This is a genomic window from Actinocorallia longicatena, assembly GCF_039534125.1.
In the GTDB taxonomy this organism is placed as follows: Bacteria; Actinomycetota; Actinomycetes; order Streptosporangiales; family Streptosporangiaceae; genus Actinocorallia; species Actinocorallia longicatena.
Genome location: NZ_BAAAUV010000005.1, coordinates 474,921 through 489,862, shown reverse-complemented (window position 1 = coordinate 489,862; position 14,942 = coordinate 474,921). Strand labels below are relative to the sequence as shown.

14 protein-coding genes are annotated in these 14,942 nt (G+C 72.5%); 9 read left to right on the top strand and 5 right to left on the bottom strand.

The window, feature by feature from the left end:
- Positions 1-40: 40 nt before the first annotated feature.
- The 5 genes from ABD785_RS13125 to ABD785_RS13105 are packed head-to-tail and all read right to left on the bottom strand — an operon-like array spanning position 41 to position 5,745.
- Positions 41-1,216, bottom strand: coding sequence for an amidohydrolase (locus tag ABD785_RS13125; RefSeq protein ID WP_344826926.1), 1,176 nt, complete (start codon positions 1,214-1,216; stop codon positions 41-43).
- Entirely contained in the window at positions 1,216-2,187 is a 972-nt protein-coding gene (locus tag ABD785_RS13120) for an ornithine cyclodeaminase family protein (protein WP_344826922.1), read from the bottom strand. Before ABD785_RS13120 ends, ABD785_RS13125 begins: the two co-directional genes overlap by 1 nt.
- Complete coding sequence (locus ABD785_RS13115) at positions 2,187-3,107, bottom strand: ABC transporter permease (protein WP_344826919.1); 921 nt, start codon at positions 3,105-3,107, stop codon at positions 2,187-2,189. Before ABD785_RS13115 ends, ABD785_RS13120 begins: the two co-directional genes overlap by 1 nt.
- Entirely contained in the window at positions 3,104-4,162 is a 1,059-nt protein-coding gene (locus ABD785_RS13110) for an ABC transporter permease (protein WP_344826914.1), read from the bottom strand. Before ABD785_RS13110 ends, ABD785_RS13115 begins: the two co-directional genes overlap by 4 nt.
- Complete coding sequence (locus tag ABD785_RS13105; RefSeq protein WP_344826911.1) at positions 4,159-5,745, bottom strand: ABC transporter ATP-binding protein; 1,587 nt, start codon at positions 5,743-5,745, stop codon at positions 4,159-4,161. The genes ABD785_RS13110 and ABD785_RS13105 overlap by 4 nt, the downstream gene beginning before the upstream one ends.
- Positions 5,746-5,857: 112 nt before the next feature.
- Here ABD785_RS13105 and ABD785_RS13100 point away from each other — a divergent pair, with 112 nt between their 5' ends.
- The 9 genes from ABD785_RS13100 to ABD785_RS13060 all read left to right on the top strand — a co-directional run bounded on the left by ABD785_RS13100 (position 5,858) and on the right by ABD785_RS13060 (position 14,937).
- Entirely contained in the window at positions 5,858-6,562 is a 705-nt protein-coding gene (locus ABD785_RS13100; RefSeq protein ID WP_344826907.1) for a GntR family transcriptional regulator, read from the top strand.
- An 86-nt stretch (positions 6,563-6,648) separates the two neighbouring features.
- The gene (locus tag ABD785_RS13095; RefSeq protein WP_344826903.1) at positions 6,649-7,380 is read left to right on the top strand and encodes a DUF7873 family protein; all 732 of its coding nucleotides are present in this window, start codon (positions 6,649-6,651) and stop codon (positions 7,378-7,380) included.
- Positions 7,381-7,906: 526 nt separating this feature from the next.
- Positions 7,907-8,761, top strand: coding sequence for a lytic polysaccharide monooxygenase auxiliary activity family 9 protein (locus ABD785_RS13090; protein ID WP_344826900.1), 855 nt, complete (start codon positions 7,907-7,909; stop codon positions 8,759-8,761).
- Between the two features lie 2 nt (positions 8,762-8,763).
- Complete coding sequence (locus ABD785_RS13085) at positions 8,764-9,333, top strand: DUF305 domain-containing protein (RefSeq protein ID WP_344826896.1); 570 nt, start codon at positions 8,764-8,766, stop codon at positions 9,331-9,333.
- A 30-nt stretch (positions 9,334-9,363) separates the two neighbouring features.
- Complete coding sequence (locus ABD785_RS13080; RefSeq protein ID WP_344826893.1) at positions 9,364-10,239, top strand: TIGR03619 family F420-dependent LLM class oxidoreductase; 876 nt, start codon at positions 9,364-9,366, stop codon at positions 10,237-10,239.
- 29 nt (positions 10,240-10,268) lie between these two features.
- Positions 10,269-10,715 carry a nuclear transport factor 2 family protein gene (locus ABD785_RS13075; RefSeq protein ID WP_344826889.1) on the top strand — a complete coding sequence of 149 codons (447 nt, stop codon included), beginning with the start codon at positions 10,269-10,271 and terminating at the stop codon, positions 10,713-10,715.
- 91 nt (positions 10,716-10,806) lie between these two features.
- On the top strand, positions 10,807-11,994 hold the full coding sequence (locus tag ABD785_RS13070) for a sensor histidine kinase (RefSeq protein ID WP_344826885.1): 1,188 nt from the start codon (positions 10,807-10,809) through the stop codon (positions 11,992-11,994).
- The gene (locus ABD785_RS13065) at positions 11,991-12,665 is read left to right on the top strand and encodes a response regulator transcription factor (protein WP_344826882.1); all 675 of its coding nucleotides are present in this window, start codon (positions 11,991-11,993) and stop codon (positions 12,663-12,665) included. The genes ABD785_RS13070 and ABD785_RS13065 overlap by 4 nt, the downstream gene beginning before the upstream one ends.
- A 103-nt stretch (positions 12,666-12,768) precedes the next feature.
- A complete protein-coding gene (locus tag ABD785_RS13060) occupies positions 12,769-14,937 on the top strand; it encodes an MMPL family transporter (RefSeq protein WP_344826879.1) in 2,169 nt (722 codons plus the stop codon).
- Positions 14,938-14,942 lie beyond the last annotated feature (5 nt).

The following is a 14,942-nucleotide window of genomic DNA, read 5'->3' as shown; positions in this document are numbered from 1 at the left end:
GGAGTTAGTGGTATACCGCTAAGTCTGGAGAGGGGTCGTTTCAGGGACGTTTCGCGGAGGTAAGCACTCCGTCGCGGGCGATCGTCCTGCCCTCCTTGAGGACCAGGAGACGGCGTGCGCGGGTCACGACGGCCTCCGCCGCGCTCTCCGCGTCGAGGACCACGAGGTCGGCCGTGGCGCCCTCGTCCAGGCCGTGGCCGGTCAGGCCGAGCAGCTCCGCCCCGCCGGTCGTGGCCGTGACCAGGGCCTGGGCCAGGTCCTCGTCGGCGAAGAACCCCGAGCGGGAGGCGAGCTGATGGGCCCGGTCGAGCAGGTCGCCGTTCCCCCACGGGGACCACAGGTCGCGGATGCCGTCGCTGCCGAGGCCCAGCCCGGCCCCCGCGTCCCGCATCTTCAGGACGGGGACGACCGGATCGTCATGGGCGGCGCAGGTGGCGAGGCCGATGCCCGCGGCGGCGAGCGCCGCGATGAGCTCGTCCTGTGGTATGCCACTGAGCTCGGCGAGGGCGTAGCCGTGGCCGATCGTCACACGGCCCTCCATCCCGGCGCGGAGCGTGCGGTCGATGATCAGCTCGAACTGCCAGGCGCCGAGCGTCCCCGGGTCGTGCAGGTGGAGGTCCACCGGGACGTCGTGCGCGGTCGCCAGGCCGAAGACCGCGTCGAGGTGGGCGACCGGGTCCCGGTCGACGCCCGCGGGGTCGATGCCGCCCACCACCTGGGCCAGACCGGTGGCCAGGGCGCGGTCCATCAGCTCGAGGGTGCCCGGATTGGTGAGCAGGCCGTACTGCGGGAAGGCCACCTGCTCGACCGTGATCACCTTCTCCAGCGCGGCCGCGGCCTCCGCGACGGCGTGGAAGCCGTCGAGGCCGAACTCGGGAGAGACATCGGTGTGGGTGCGGACACTGGTCGTTCCCGCGGCGGCCATCGTGCCGAGCAGCTCGGCGATGCGCGGTGCGGACGGGACGCCGAAGTCGGCCCGCCGCGAACGCGTGTAGTCGATCTTGTCGCGGAGGCGCGGACCGGCCGTGTTGGGCGCCCAGGGGCCCGACCAGAGGGTCTTGTCGAGATGGCAGTGGGCGTCGACGAAGCCGGGGACGACCAGGCGTCCGGCCAGGTCGATCTCCTCGTCGGCGGGGCCGGGGGCGGTGAGGCGGCCGTCCCGGATCCACAGGTCGCGGAGCGCGCCGTTCACGCGGGCGTCGCGGAGTCTCAGCATCAGCCCGCCAGATCGATCTCGGTGCCGAGGCCGCGCCTGCGGGCCTCGTCGATGAGCAGCCGGGCGGCGGCCAGGTCCTGGAGGCCGACCCCGAGGGAGTTGTAGAGGGTGATCTGGGCACGGCCGGTGCGGCCGGGGACCGCGCCGATGAGGACCTCGCCGAGCTCGTCGGCGAAGTGCTCCTCGGTGATCGCGCCCTCGGCGAGCGGCACGAGGACGTCACCGGACTCGTGCAGCGCGGTCGCCCGGCTGTCGACGACCACCCGCGAGCGCACGATCCCCTCGGTGTCGATCTCCCGGTGGTCGGCGCGGGGCGGGGCGCCGACGGCGTTGACGTGCAGCCCCTCGGGGAACCAGGCGCCGCGGACCACGGGGTCCCGGGCGGGGGTGAGGGTGCACAGGACGTCGGCCTCGCGGACCGCCTCCTCCGCGGTCGCGGCCACCCGCGCGCCGGTGGCCTCGGCGAACGCCCGGGACGTCCCCGGCGTCCGGCTCCAGACCACGATCTTCTCGATCTCCATGACGTGCGCCAGCGCCTCGGCGTGGGCGAAGGCCAGCGCCCCCGCGCCGACGAGGCCGAGCACCCGGGCGTCGGGGCGGGCCAGCGCGGCGGTCGCGACTGCGGAGGCCGCCGCCGTGCGGAAGCGGGTGACCGCTCCCCCGTCGAGCAGCGCCTCGCAGCCGCCGTCCTCGGCCGAGACCGCCAGGATCGCCGAGCGCTGGACCGGCAGGCCGCGCTCCGCGTTGGCGGGGAGGTCGGCGAGCAGCTTCACCGTGGCGAGGCCGTCGGTGCGCGAGGCGGCGGCCATCGCCAGGAACGCCGCGTCCGAGCCCGGCAGGCGCAGCGCGGGCGGGGCGGGCAGGACGGCCTCCCCCGCCGCGAGGTCGGCGTGCGCCCGCCGGACCGCGCCGATCACCTCCGGATAGGTGATCATCCGCAGGACGTCGGAGCGGGTCAGGATCAGCGTCATCAGGCGCGGGCCTCTCGGACGAAGGGGACGGTCAGCGCGGCGGGCGACCGGCTCGCGCCGACCAGGCCGCTGACCGCCAGCAGGGCGAGCAGGTAGGGAGACATGATCAGCAGTGCGCTCGGCAGGTGGATCCCGAACGCGGGCGCGGCGAACTGCAGCGCCTGGGCCAGTCCGAAGAACAGGCAGGCCAGCAGGGTCGGCCAGGCCCGCCAGCGGCCCGCGATGACGGCGACGACCGCGAGGTAGCCGGCGCCCGAGGTGAGGTTGTCGGTGAAGGCGTGGACGTCGGCGAGCGCGAGCTGGGCGCCGGCCAGCGCCGAGGTCAGCCCGGCCAGCAGGATCGCGCCGTACCTGAGGGCGGCCACCGGAAGGCCCGACCGGTCGGCGGCCGCGGCGTCCTCTCCGACGGCGCTGACCGCCAGGCCGAGCCCGGTCCCGCGGCCGAACAGCACCGCCAGCACCCCGGCGAGCAGCAGCGCCGCATAACCCAGGACGGACTGCTCGAACAGCGCGGAGCCGAGATAGGGGATGTCGTGCAGCAGCGGGATCGCGACCGGGTCGAAGCCGGGCACCGACCGTCCCTGAATGAAGACCAGCCGGGCCCCGTAGGTGGTCGCGCCCAGGGCCAGGGCGTTGGCCGCGATCCCGGTGACGATCTGGTCGGCGCGGAGCGTCACGCTGAGCACGGCCTGGAGCAGCGCCACGAGCAGTCCCGCGACGATCGCGCAGCCGAGACCGACCAGGGCGCTCCCGCTCTGGTGCGCGCCGACCGCGCCCGCGAACGCGCCGGTCAGCATCATGCCCTCGACGCTGAGGTTGAGCGCTCCGGCCCGCTCGCTGACCAGCTCGCCCGACGAGGCGAGCAGCAGCGGCACGGCCAGCCGCACCCCGCCGTCCAGCAGTTCTCCCACGGCGCTCATCGGCCTCTCTCCTTCCGCAGGACCACCGCACCCGCGATGAAGATGATCAGAACGCTCTGCACGACCTGCACCGAGGAGGCCGGGACGCCCGCCTCGAGCTGCAGGTTGATCCCGCCGGACGCCAGGAGCCCGAACGCGAAGGCGATCCCGGCGACGGCCGTCACCGACCCCCTGGCCAGCAGGCCGACGACGAGCCCGGCGAAGCCGTATCCGGCGGTGAAGCCCTCGGCGAGCACGAACGGCACGGTCGCCACGAGCGCCGCCCCGGCCGTCCCGGCCAGGCCGCCCGCCGTGGCCAGCGCGCCGACCTGGAGACGTCCGACGCGCAGTCCCAGCCGGTTCGCCGCCGGGACGGACAGCCCGACCGCCCTGAGCCGGGTGCCGGTGGCGGTCCGCCGCAGCACCACCCCGACGATCACGATCGCCGCCGCGGCCACGGCCACCGCGACGGTCGCGGGCGACTCCGCGGAGCCGAGGAGCGGCAGCCGTGCCGCCTCGGCCAGCGGCGCCGACTGCGGCAGCGTGTCGGCGGAGGTCACCGGCTGGCGCAGCAGTCCCTCCTCGTGGACGACCAGCGACAGGAGGCCGAGCCCGACGAAGTTGAGCAGCAGGGTCGTGATGACCTCGCTGGTGCCGCGGGACGTCTTCAGCCATCCGGCGATCCCGGCCCAGCAGGCTCCGGCGGCGAACCCCGCCGCCAGCACCAGCGGCACCCCGATCATCCCGGGAAGGCCTTCCGGCAGGTGCACCCCTGCGGCCGTCGCGGCGATCCCGCCGACCGCGAGCTGTCCTTCACCACCGACGTTCACCAGCCCGGCCCGGTAGGCGACGGTGAAGCCCGCCGCGATGAGGCCGAGCACGGCGGCGGCGTTCAGGCCGCTGCCGAAGGCGTAGGGCGTCCCGGCCATGCCGTTCCACAGGGCGCCCGCGGCGGTGCCGACCGAGGCGCCGCCGCCCAGCACGAGCAGCACCCCGACCAGGGCCGCCGCCACGACGGCCCCGCCGTAGACGAGGGCGTCGCGGGCGGTGGCGAACCGTCTCAGCGCCGCGGTCATGCGCTCACTCCGACCATGAGATCGCCGATCTCGGCGCGCGCGGAGGGCGCCGAGCAGGGGACGGGGCCGAGCAGGCGGCCCCGGTAGGCGACCAGCACCCGGTCGCACAGGGCCAGCAGCTCGGGCAGCTCGCTGGAGACGACCAGGACGGCCGCGCCGCGGGCCGCGGCCGCGCGGATGCGGGCGAGGACGGCGTCGACGGCCGCGATGTCGAGCCCCCGGGTGGGCTGGGCCGCGACCAGGAAGCGCAGCGGGTCGAGCGCGAGTTCCCTGGCCACGACCACCTTCTGCTGGTTGCCGCCGGACAGCGTTCCCATGGGGGCGTCGGGTCCCGCGGCGCGGATCCCGTGCTCGCCGATGACGGCGGCGGCCGCCGCGCGCAGGGCGGCGCGGTCGAGGAGGCCGCGCCGCCGGAACTCCCCGAGCCTGCCGAGGTAGAGGTTCTCCGCGACGCTCATCGCGGGCACGCACCCCTCGTGGTGCCGGTCCTCGGGGACGATCCCGACCCCGGCCGCGGTGCGCTCGGCGGGGCCCGTCCCGGTGAGGTCGGTGCCCGCCACCTCGAAGCGGCCCTCACCGGCGAGGGCGCCGCTCAGTGCCGCCACCAGCTCGCTCTGGCCGTTGCCCTCGACCCCGGCGACGCCGACGATCTCGCCGGGGGCGATCCGCAGGTCCACGCCGTCGAGGGCGGCGCTCCCGTCGGCGCGCCTGACCCGCAGGCCCTCGATCCGCACGCCGGTCCCGTCCTCCGCGACCCCGGCGGGCCGCTCCTCGACAGGCCGCTCCTCGACAGGCCGCTCCTCGACGGGCTCCGTGCGCTGGGCGGGGACGTCGAGCCCGGCGGTGACCAGCGCGCTCAGCCCTTCCGGAGGACGGCCGATCATCAGGGAGACCAGCCGGTCGCGCCCCAGCTCGGCCAGGGGTCCCGCGCCCGCGACCCGGCCGCCGCGCAGGACGGTCGCGGTGTCGCCCGCGGTCTCGATCTCGCCGAGCTTGTGGGTGATGAGCAGGACGGCCCGGCCCGCGGCCGCGATCCGGCGGCAGGTGTCCATCAGCGCCCCGACCTCGGCGGGACCGAGGACCGCGGTCGGCTCGTCGAGCAGGACCAGCCGCGGGGAGCGCAGCAGCGCCTTGACGATCTCGACGGACTGCCGGTCGCCGACGGGCAGGTCGGCGGCGCGCGCGGTGAGGTCGATCCGCAGCCCGTAGGACGCCTCGATCTCCGCGACGCGCGCCCCGAGGTCGCGGTGCGGCAGCCGCAGGCGCAGGCCGTCGCGGAGCAGGAGGTTCTCCGCGACGGTCAGCGTGGGGACGAGGCTGAAGTGCTGGTGGACCATCGCGACGCCGCTCTTCAGGGCGTCGGCGGGGCGGCGCGGCCGGTAGGGCTCGCCGAACAGGCGCATCTCGCCCTCGTCGGGCGCCGCCGTCCCGTAGATGAGGTTGCAGAGCGTCGACTTGCCCGCGCCGTTCTCGCCGAGCACGCAGTGCACCTCGCCCGCGGCCACGGTGAGGTCGACGCCGTCCAGAGCGCGCACGGTGCCGAAGGTCTTGCCCATGCCGGTAAGCTCCAGGGCAGGATTCATGATGCCCTCCCTTAGTGGTATACCACTAAGTTCGCGCCCGGATGTGGCGTCCGCGTTCCCGCCGTGTTTCCGCCGTGAAAACTCCGGCCGCGTGCGGTTACTGTGAGGTCCTGTGAAAGAGACAGGTTCACTCCGCGACCATGCGTACGAGACGCTCAAGCGCCGCATCGTCGAGGTCGAGCTCGCCCCCGGCGCCCGGCTGGTGGAACGGGATCTGGCGGCCGAGCTGAACGTCTCGCGGATCCCGCTGCGCGAGGCGCTGCGGATGCTGGCGGCCGAGGGACTGGTGCTGATCGTCCCCGGCAAGGGCGCGCTGGTCGCCCCGTTCACCCCCGCCGACGTGCGTCATCTGTTCGACCTGCGCGAGGTGCTGGAGTCGCTGGCCGCCCGGCTGGCCGCGACCCGCGCGTCCGAGGCGTCGATGGCACCGCTCGCCGCCCGGATGGCCGAGGCGCGGTCGGCGACCGACGCCGGTGACGCCCAGCGGATCGCCTCGGCGAACGCCGCCTTCCATGCCGAGATCATCGCCCTGGCCGACAATCCCCTGCTCACCGGCATCATGGGCCCGCTCGCCGCCCGCACGGAGTGGCTGTTCCGGCTCACCGCCTCACGCGACCCCGCCGAGCAGTGCGCCGAGCACGAGGAGCTCTACAACCTCATCGCGGCCGGCAACGAGGCGGCGGCCGCGGCCTGCGCGTTCGCCCACATCGCCGCGGGCCGCGCACCCAGCCTCGCGCTGGCCGGCACCTGGTCGGACGCCGAGATCGACCCCGACGAGATCACCAGGACCCGGCGCAGGCGCACCCCCGCCGACTGAGGCGCCGGCTCCCCCGAGGCTCTAAAACCGCGTGCGGACGGGCGTTTCGCGGCGGTACGGTCTCAGTGATCACACGGGGAGGAATCATGGCGAAACTGAATCAGATCATCGCCGTGGAGAAGGGCGTCAAGGGACGGACCCAGCGGGCCGTGACGGACGCCTACCACAAGCTGCAGAAGGCGGCTCTGCTGTCCGGCATCTCGCGCACCTACCGTCCGAAGGACGAGGAGGGCGAGACGCTTCCCGCGGAGTCGACGCGCGTCCAGGTGAAGGCCGGGGACGAGCTCCGCGACGTGGCGGCGGCGCTGACCAAGCTGTTCGACGTCACCGCGACCAAGGACTGGGCCAACGGCGACGCCAGGGCCGACGTGGTCGTCGAGGGGACGACGATCCTGTCCGACGTCCCGGTGCCCTACCTGCTCTTCCTCGAGAAACAGCTCGTCGACCTGCACACGTTCGTCGCGAAGCTGCCGGTCCTGGACGCCGCCGAGGCCTGGCGGCACGACCCGGCCAGCGACGTGTGGCGCACCGACGAGACCCAGACGCACCGCACCAAGAAGGTCATGCGCAGCCACGTCCTGTACGAGGCGACCGAGAAGCACCCGGCCCAGGTCGAGTCCTACCAGGAGGACGTGATCGTCGGGTTCTGGAGCACGGTGCGCTTCTCCGGGGCGATGCAGGCGCAGCGCGTCAACGAGCTCCTCGACAAGGTCGAGAGGCTCCAGGCCGCGGTGAAGTTCGCCCGCGAGGAGGCCAACGGCGTCGAGGTCACCGACCAGCGGGTCGGCGACGCGGTCTTCGGCTACCTCCTGGGTTAGTTCCCGGTTACCGTGGAGACTCCCCCGCTGGAGCGCGGGGGCCCGCCCGAAAGGGCGGAAAAGCCCGCCCGCAGGGGCGGAAAGCTGAAGCTCAAGGTGAAGCTGATGCACGGTGACAGCAGGGGTTCGACACCCCTCCCCGCCACTCGCGGCGGGGTAGCCCAGGCGGTAGAGGCAGCCGTTCAATCTCAGATTCTCGCTCCAAGCTCAGCATCGCCGCTCATCGCCGGATCGAGGGAGGAAGGGCGGAAAGCGCAAGGCTGCGGGTTCAACTCCCGTCAGCCCCTCCACATGGGGCTGTAGCTCAATGGCAGAGCGATGCGCTGTGAGACTGACCCTCCTCTTAAAAGCCGCCGGCGTGCGAACGAGCGGCACCTCAGGGCCCCGGGGCCGGGTAAAGCCCCGGGGTCCACCAGCTTCTTAAGCAGGGCTCAAGCCCGCCTTAACAGCTCCGGACGCGTCTCGACTTCGAGGATCTGACAGGAAACATTCCTTTTAGATCCGCCAAGCCACCCAGAGGTGCGTCATGCCAAGCCGTTCCGCCGTTCTCGCGGCCGCGCTCCCGGTCGCGGCAGGACTCGTCGTCCTGACCGTTCCGGGCCGGGCCGCCGCCCACGGAACCCTGTCGAATCCGCCCAGCCGCGCCTACGTGTGCCAGCTCGAGGGCCCCGAGACGCCCGACTCCGACGCCTGCAAGGCCGCCGTCGCCGCGGGCGGCACCCAGGCCCTCTACGATTGGAACGAGGTGTCGCTGCTCGACGCGGGCGGCCGGCACCGGGAGGTCGTCCCCGACGGAAGACTCTGCGGCGCGGGCCGCGACAAGTACCGCGGACTCGACCTGCCGCGGACCGACTGGCCCGCCAGGAGCGTCGCGGCCGGGCCGTTCACGGTCACCCTCCACGCCACCGCGCCGCACGCCGGCAGCACGTTCGAGTTCTACGTGACGCGCGCCGGATACGACCCGTCCCAGCCGCTGAAGTGGGCCGATCTCGTGCCCATCACGACGTTCACCAACGTCGACCCGACCAACTTCACCAACTGGACGATCACCCTGCCGCAGCGGACGGGACGGCACGTCCTCTACATGATCTGGCAGCGGACGGCCTACAGCCAGGAGGCCTTCTACTCCTGCTCCGACATCGACTTCGGCGGCGCCTCCACCCCGACCCCGACTCCCACCCCGACTCCCACCCCGACCCCCACACCCACACCCACACCGACGGCGACCACCCCCTCGGGCACTGCCTGGACCGCGGGCACGGCGTACAAGGCCGGCGACGCCGTCACCTACGGCGGCCTCGGCTACCGGTGCCTCCAGGCGCACACCGCGCTGCCCGGCTGGGAGCCCGCGACGACGCCCGCCCTCTGGCAGAGGACCTGACGATGCGGCCCGGGAGGAACAAGAAGAGAACGCGGATCCTCGCCCTGCTCGTCCCGGGCCTCATGGCCGGTGCCTACTGCCTGTCAGCGGCCATGGCCGGCGAGCCGCCCCGCGGCTTCAACGAGGCCGACGTGATGTTCCTGCAGATGGCGGTCCGTCATGAGGCCCAGGGCGTCACGATCGTCCGGCTGGCCGCGGGACGCCCGGTCGCGCCCGCCCTGCGCACCCTGGCCGAGGCCATCGAGACCACCCAGCTCGCCGAGGTCGGCACCATGGCGGCCCGGCTCCGAAGCTGGCGGCGCCCGCCCGTCGCGCCACCGGGCTCGCACGCCGCCCACGGCGGGCAGCCGGAGACGGCGAAGGAGGCGATCGACGCCGCCGCGGCCGCGCCCGACACGGAGTTCGGGACGAGGTTCGTCAACCTGCTCATCGCCCACCAGGACGACGCGGTCCAGATCGCCCGCCGGGAACTGGCCCAGGGCTCCGATCCGGCCGCCCGCGCACTGGCGACGAGCATCAGCCGCTCCCGGTCCGCCCAGATCGAGCAGCTCCTCGGCCTTCTCCCCCCTTGAAAATAGAACAGGTTCTAGTAGGGTCGGGGCATGCGGTTCACCTACGCCGAGGCGATGACCGACCACTCGTACTACCTGCCGCTCGCGCAGGCAGCCGAGCGGGCCGGGTACAGCAGCATCACGGTCCCCGACTCCGTCCTCTACCCGGAGGAGTCGGACTCGACCTATCCCTACACCGAGGACGGGAACCGCGAGTTCCTCGAGGACAAGGACTTCATCGAGACCTTCATCCTCACGGCGGCGATGGGCGCGGTGACCTCGACCCTGCGCTTCACACCGTTCGTCCTGAAGCTCCCGATCCGCCCGCCGGTCCTGGTCGCCAAGCAGGCGAGCTCGATCGCCGCGATGACCGGCAACCGGCTGTCGCTGGGCGTCGGCCTGAGCCCGTGGCCGGAGGACTTCCAGGCCCTGGGCGTCCCCTGGGAGCGGCGCGGCAAGCGCATGGACGAGTGCATGGACATCGTGCGCGGCCTCACCAGCGGCGAGTACTTCTCCTACCAGGGCGAGTTCTACGACATCCAGTCGATGAAGATGAGCCCGGCCCCGACCGAGCCGATCCCCCTGCTGGTCGGCGGCCACAGCGACGCCGCCCTGCGCCGCGCGGTCGTGCGCGGCGACGGCTGGATGCACGCGGGCGGCGACGGCGAGGAGCTGGACGCCCTCCTGGTGAAGCTCGACCGCATCCGCAAGGCCGAGGGCAAGGCGGACGACCCGTTCGAGATCCATGTCATCTCCTTCGACGCCTACACCGTCGACGGCGTGAAGCGCCTGGAGGACAAGGGCATCACCGACGTGATCGTCGGCTTCCGCATCCCCTACATCAAGGGCCCCGACCTCGAGCCGCTGGACACCAAGATCCGCAACCTCGAGTCCTTCGCCGAGACCGTCATCGCCAAGTGCGGCTGAGCACGCGCGGATAGAACAGGTTCCATTTCATGACCCTTTCCGGCATCACCTGGGACGCCCCCGACGCCGACCACCCGGCCCGCCGCGCCGCCCTGGCCTCCCAGACCCACGTCTCCACCAAGGACAAGGCCGCCTGGCTGGCCCTGTTCACCGAGGACGCCCACATCGAGGACCCGGTCGGCCCCTCCTTCCTCGACCCGTCCGGCAAGGGCCACCAGGGCACCGAGGCGATCAGCGCCTTCTGGGACGGCTACATCGGCCTCATGTCCGGCTTCCACGCCCACACCACGGACTCCTTCGCCAACGGCCCGTCCTGCGCGAACGTCACCCGCCTCACCACCACCCTCGCCGACGGCTCCCAGATGACGGTCGACTGCATCCTCATCTACACCGTCGACGAGGCCGGCCTCCTCACCTCCATCCGCGCCCACTGGGAGCCCGACCGCGCCATAGCCACCCTCAAGCCCTCATCCTGAACCCGTCGGCCCGAAGGGCACCGGAACCGGCCGTTCCGGGAGACGTGCCGAGGCCCCGGAGTGCTCTCAGGGGGCGGGTAGGGTGCGGGGCATGAGTCGGCTGGATCCTCGGTCGGTGATCCGTGAGCATCCCTTTGCGGCTGATCTCGTGCTCGCGATCGCCGTGTACCTCACGACGCTCGCGGGCGCGGTCTTCCATGACGAGGAGGCCGCGGGGCCGCCCGCCGCGCAGGTGGTGGTGTTCGGGGCGGCGGTGTGCGCCGCGCTGGCCTACCGGCGGCGGTGGCCGCTCGAGGTGCTGGTCGTGGTCACGACCGGGACGGCGTTCTACCTGGCCTCCGGCGGCCTGAAGAGCCCGCTGATGCTGGCCACGATGATCGCGATCTACACGTTCGCCGTGCGGAGGTCCCGGCGGGAGGGCTGGACGACCGCCTGCGTGATCTCGGGGGTGCTGCTCGGCACCGCGATGCTGTTCGGCGCCAGGACCTGGTACGGGCCCGAGAGCATCGCGCTGGTCGCCCAGGCCGCGCTGGCGGTCTGCGCCGGGGACGCCGTCCGCAACCACCGCGCCTACATCCGCGAGGTCGAGGCCAGGGCCGACCGCGCCGAGCGGACCCGCGAGGAGGAGGCCAGCCGCCGCGTCATCGACGAGCGGCTGCGGATCGCCCGGGAACTCCACGACGTGCTCGCCCACCACATCGCGCTGATCAACGTGCAGGCCGGGGTGGCCTCGCACGTCCTGGAGGCCGATCCGGCGCAGGCGAGGCAGTCGCTGGCCCACATCAGGGACGCCGCCCGGTCGGCGCTCGAGGAGGTCAGGACCACGATCGGGCTGCTGCGGCAGCCGAACTCGCCCGTGGAGCTGGAGGTCGAGCCGTCGCCCGGGCTCGACCGGCTGTCCGACCTGATCGCCGGGCACGCGGCGGCCGGTCTGATCGTTGACCGGGAGACCGAGGGAACGGTGCGCGATCTGCCGCCGACCGTCGATCTGACCGCCTACCGGATCATCCAGGAAGCCCTCACCAACGTGCGCAAACACGGATCCAAGCCGTACGCCCTGCTGCGGCTCGGCTACCGCCTCGACGGCCTGGCGATCGAGGTCGTCAACGCCGCCGACCCCTCGGAGGGCGAGGGCCACGGCCTGCTCGGGATGCGGGAGCGCGCCCTGGCCGTCCACGGGACCTTCGCCGCGGGATGGTCGGGAGGGGACTTCACCGTCACCGCCCGGCTGCCCTACCCCGAGGCGCCCAGGACCGTCCGCTGCGGGGGCGGCCAGTGATCAAGGTGCTGCTGGCGGACGACCAGGCCCTGGTCAGGGCCGGTTTCCGGGTACTGGTCGATTCCGCTCCCGATCTGGAGATCGTCGGCGAGGCCAGGGACGGCCGCGAGGCCGTCGCCCTCGCCGAGCGCGCCGACGTGGTCCTCATGGACATCCGGATGCCCGGCTCGGACGGCCTCACCGCGACCGGCCAGATCACCCGGTCGCTCCCCCATGTCAAGATCCTCGTCCTGACCACCTTCGAGATCGACGAGTACGTGTTCGCGGCGCTGCGCGCGGGCGCCAGCGGCTTCCTGGGCAAGGGCGTCGAGCCGGTGGAGCTCCAGGAGGCGATCCGCCTCGTCGCCCGCGGCGACGCCCTGCTGTCGCCGAACGCCACCAGGGCCCTCATCGGCCGGTTCCTCACCGGCCCCGTCGAGGACGCGGGCGCCAGCGCGGCCCGGCTCGGCGACCTGACCGACCGCGAGCGCCAGAGCATGATCCTCGTTGCCGGAGGACTCTCCAACGAGGAGATCGCCGAGCGCATGTCGATCAGTCCCTACACGGCGAAGACGCACGTCAACCGGGCGATGGCCAAGCTCGGCGCGCACGACAGGGCCCAGCTCGTGATGATCGCCTACGAGACGGGGCTGGTCCGTCCGGGGGGCAACGGCCTCCACCTTCCGCAGTAGGACTACTGCGGCGGCAGTAGCGCAAGACCCTCCCACCGGCCGACGGGTCCACCCCCGTGCGGCGGCGAGGCTGGAGACTCCCGAACTTCTGTGGAGGTCTCCCTTGTCCGCCCTCGCCCGCTGGTGTGCCAGGCACCGGCTGCTCGTGGTCTTGCTCTGGGTCGCGGCGCTCGTCGGTCTCGGCGTGGCGTCCAGCGCAGCAGGCAGCAAGACCGACAACAGCTTCTCCCTTCCGGGCACCGAGTCCACGAAGGCCATGGAACTGCTCCAGACGTCGCTCCCGGCCCGGTCGGGCGCGAGCGCGACGGTCGTCTGGAAGGCCGACGACGCCCAGGCCCCGGCCGTCCGGGCGAAGATGGCCGAGACCCTCGACACGATCGCGCATCTGCCGTCCGTGGCAGGAGTGACCAGCCCGTACGCCAAGCAGGGCGCGGGCCAGATCAGCGCCGACGGCAGGATCGCCTACGCGACGGTCGACTTCACCGCGCAGGACGACGATCTGCCCGTCGCCGACATCGAGAAGGTCGTCGCGACGGCCGAGGCCGCCCGGGCCGACGGCCTCCAGGTCGAGCTCGGCGGCAACCCGATCAGCCAGGTCGAGCAGGCTCCGCCCGGCAGCGCCGAGCTGATCGGCATCGGCGCGGCGGCGGTCGTGCTGTTCCTCGCGTTCGGCTCGCTGTTCGCCATGCTCACCCCGATCCTGACGGCCGTCGCGGGCGTCGGAGCGGGCCTGATGTCGATCACGCTCCTCGGCCATGTGATCGGGATCGGTGAGATCGGCCCGATCCTGGGCGCTCTGATCGGCCTGGGCGTCGGCATCGACTACGCGCTGTTCATCGTCACCCGGTTCCGCAAGGGACTCAAGGACGGCCTCAGCGTCGAGGACGCGATCGTCAAAGCGATCGACACCTCGGGCCGGGCGGTCCTGTTCGCCGGCGGCACCGTCGTCATCGCCCTGCTGGGCCTGTTCGTGCTCGGCATGAGCTTCCTCAACGGCATGGCCATCGCCTCGTCCGTCACGGTCGTCTTCACGGTCATCGCGGCGATCACCCTGCTGCCCGCCATGCTCGCGTTCATCGGCCGCAAGGCGCTGTCGCGCAGGGAGCGCAGGCGCCCGGCGGGGACACCGGAGAAGACCGGGATCTACACGCGCTGGGCCGCGGTCGTGGAGCGCCGGCCGCGCCTGATGTCGGCGGTCGCGCTGCTGCTGATCGTGATCATGGCGCTGCCGACGCTGTCGCTGCGGCTCGGCTCCTCCGACGCCGGCAACAACAAGCCGGAGACGACCACCCGCCAGGCCTACGACCTGCTCGCCGACGGCTTCGGGCCCGGCTTCAACGGGCCGCTCCAGCTCGTCGCGGAGCTTCCGGGAGCGGGGGACCAGAAGGCGCTCGCCGCCCTGGTCGAGAAGGTGAAGCAGACCGAGAACGTGGCGGCGGTCGCGGCGATGCCGCTCAAGCCGGACGCGAAGATCGGCATCGTCCAGGTCGTCCCGGAGACCTCCCCGCAGTCCAAGGAGACCGCCGACCTGATCACCCACCTGCGCGAGGACGTGATCCCGCCGGCCGTCGAGGGCAGCACCCTCAAGGTCTACGTCGGCGGGTACACCGCGATCTTCGACGACTTCGCCGGGGTCCTCACCGGCAAGCTGCCGCTGTTCCTGACCGTGATCGTCGCCCTGGGCTTCCTGCTGCTGCTGATCGCCTTCCGCAGCGTCGTGGTGCCCCTGACGGCCGCCGTCATGAACGTCCTCGCCGCGGCGGCCTCGTTCGGCATCGTGGTCGCGTTCTTCCAGTTCGGCTGGGGGTCGGAGCCGCTGGGCCTGGGCTCCGCCGGTCCCGTCGAGGCGTTCCTGCCGGTGATCATGCTGGCGATCCTCTTCGGCCTCTCGATGGACTACCAGGTGTTCCTGGTCAGCCGGATGCACGAGGAGTGGGTCCATACCCGCGACAACAAGCGCGCGATCATGGTGGGCCAGGCAGAGACGGGCCGGGTCATCACCGCCGCCGCCACCATCATGATCGCCGTGTTCGCGGCCTTCGCGATGGGCGGCGAGCGGGTGATCGCCGAGTTCGGCATCGGCCTCGCCGCCGCCGTCGCCCTCGATGCCTTCATCATCCGCACGATCCTGGTCCCGGCCGTCATGCACATGTTCGGCAAGGCCAACTGGTGGCTCCCCTCGTGGCTCGACCGGCGCCTGCCCCACCTGTCGGTGGAGGGCCCGGCCGAGCCCCCGAAGGAGGAGGAACGCGAGCTCGTCCTCGCGGGCTAGCAATG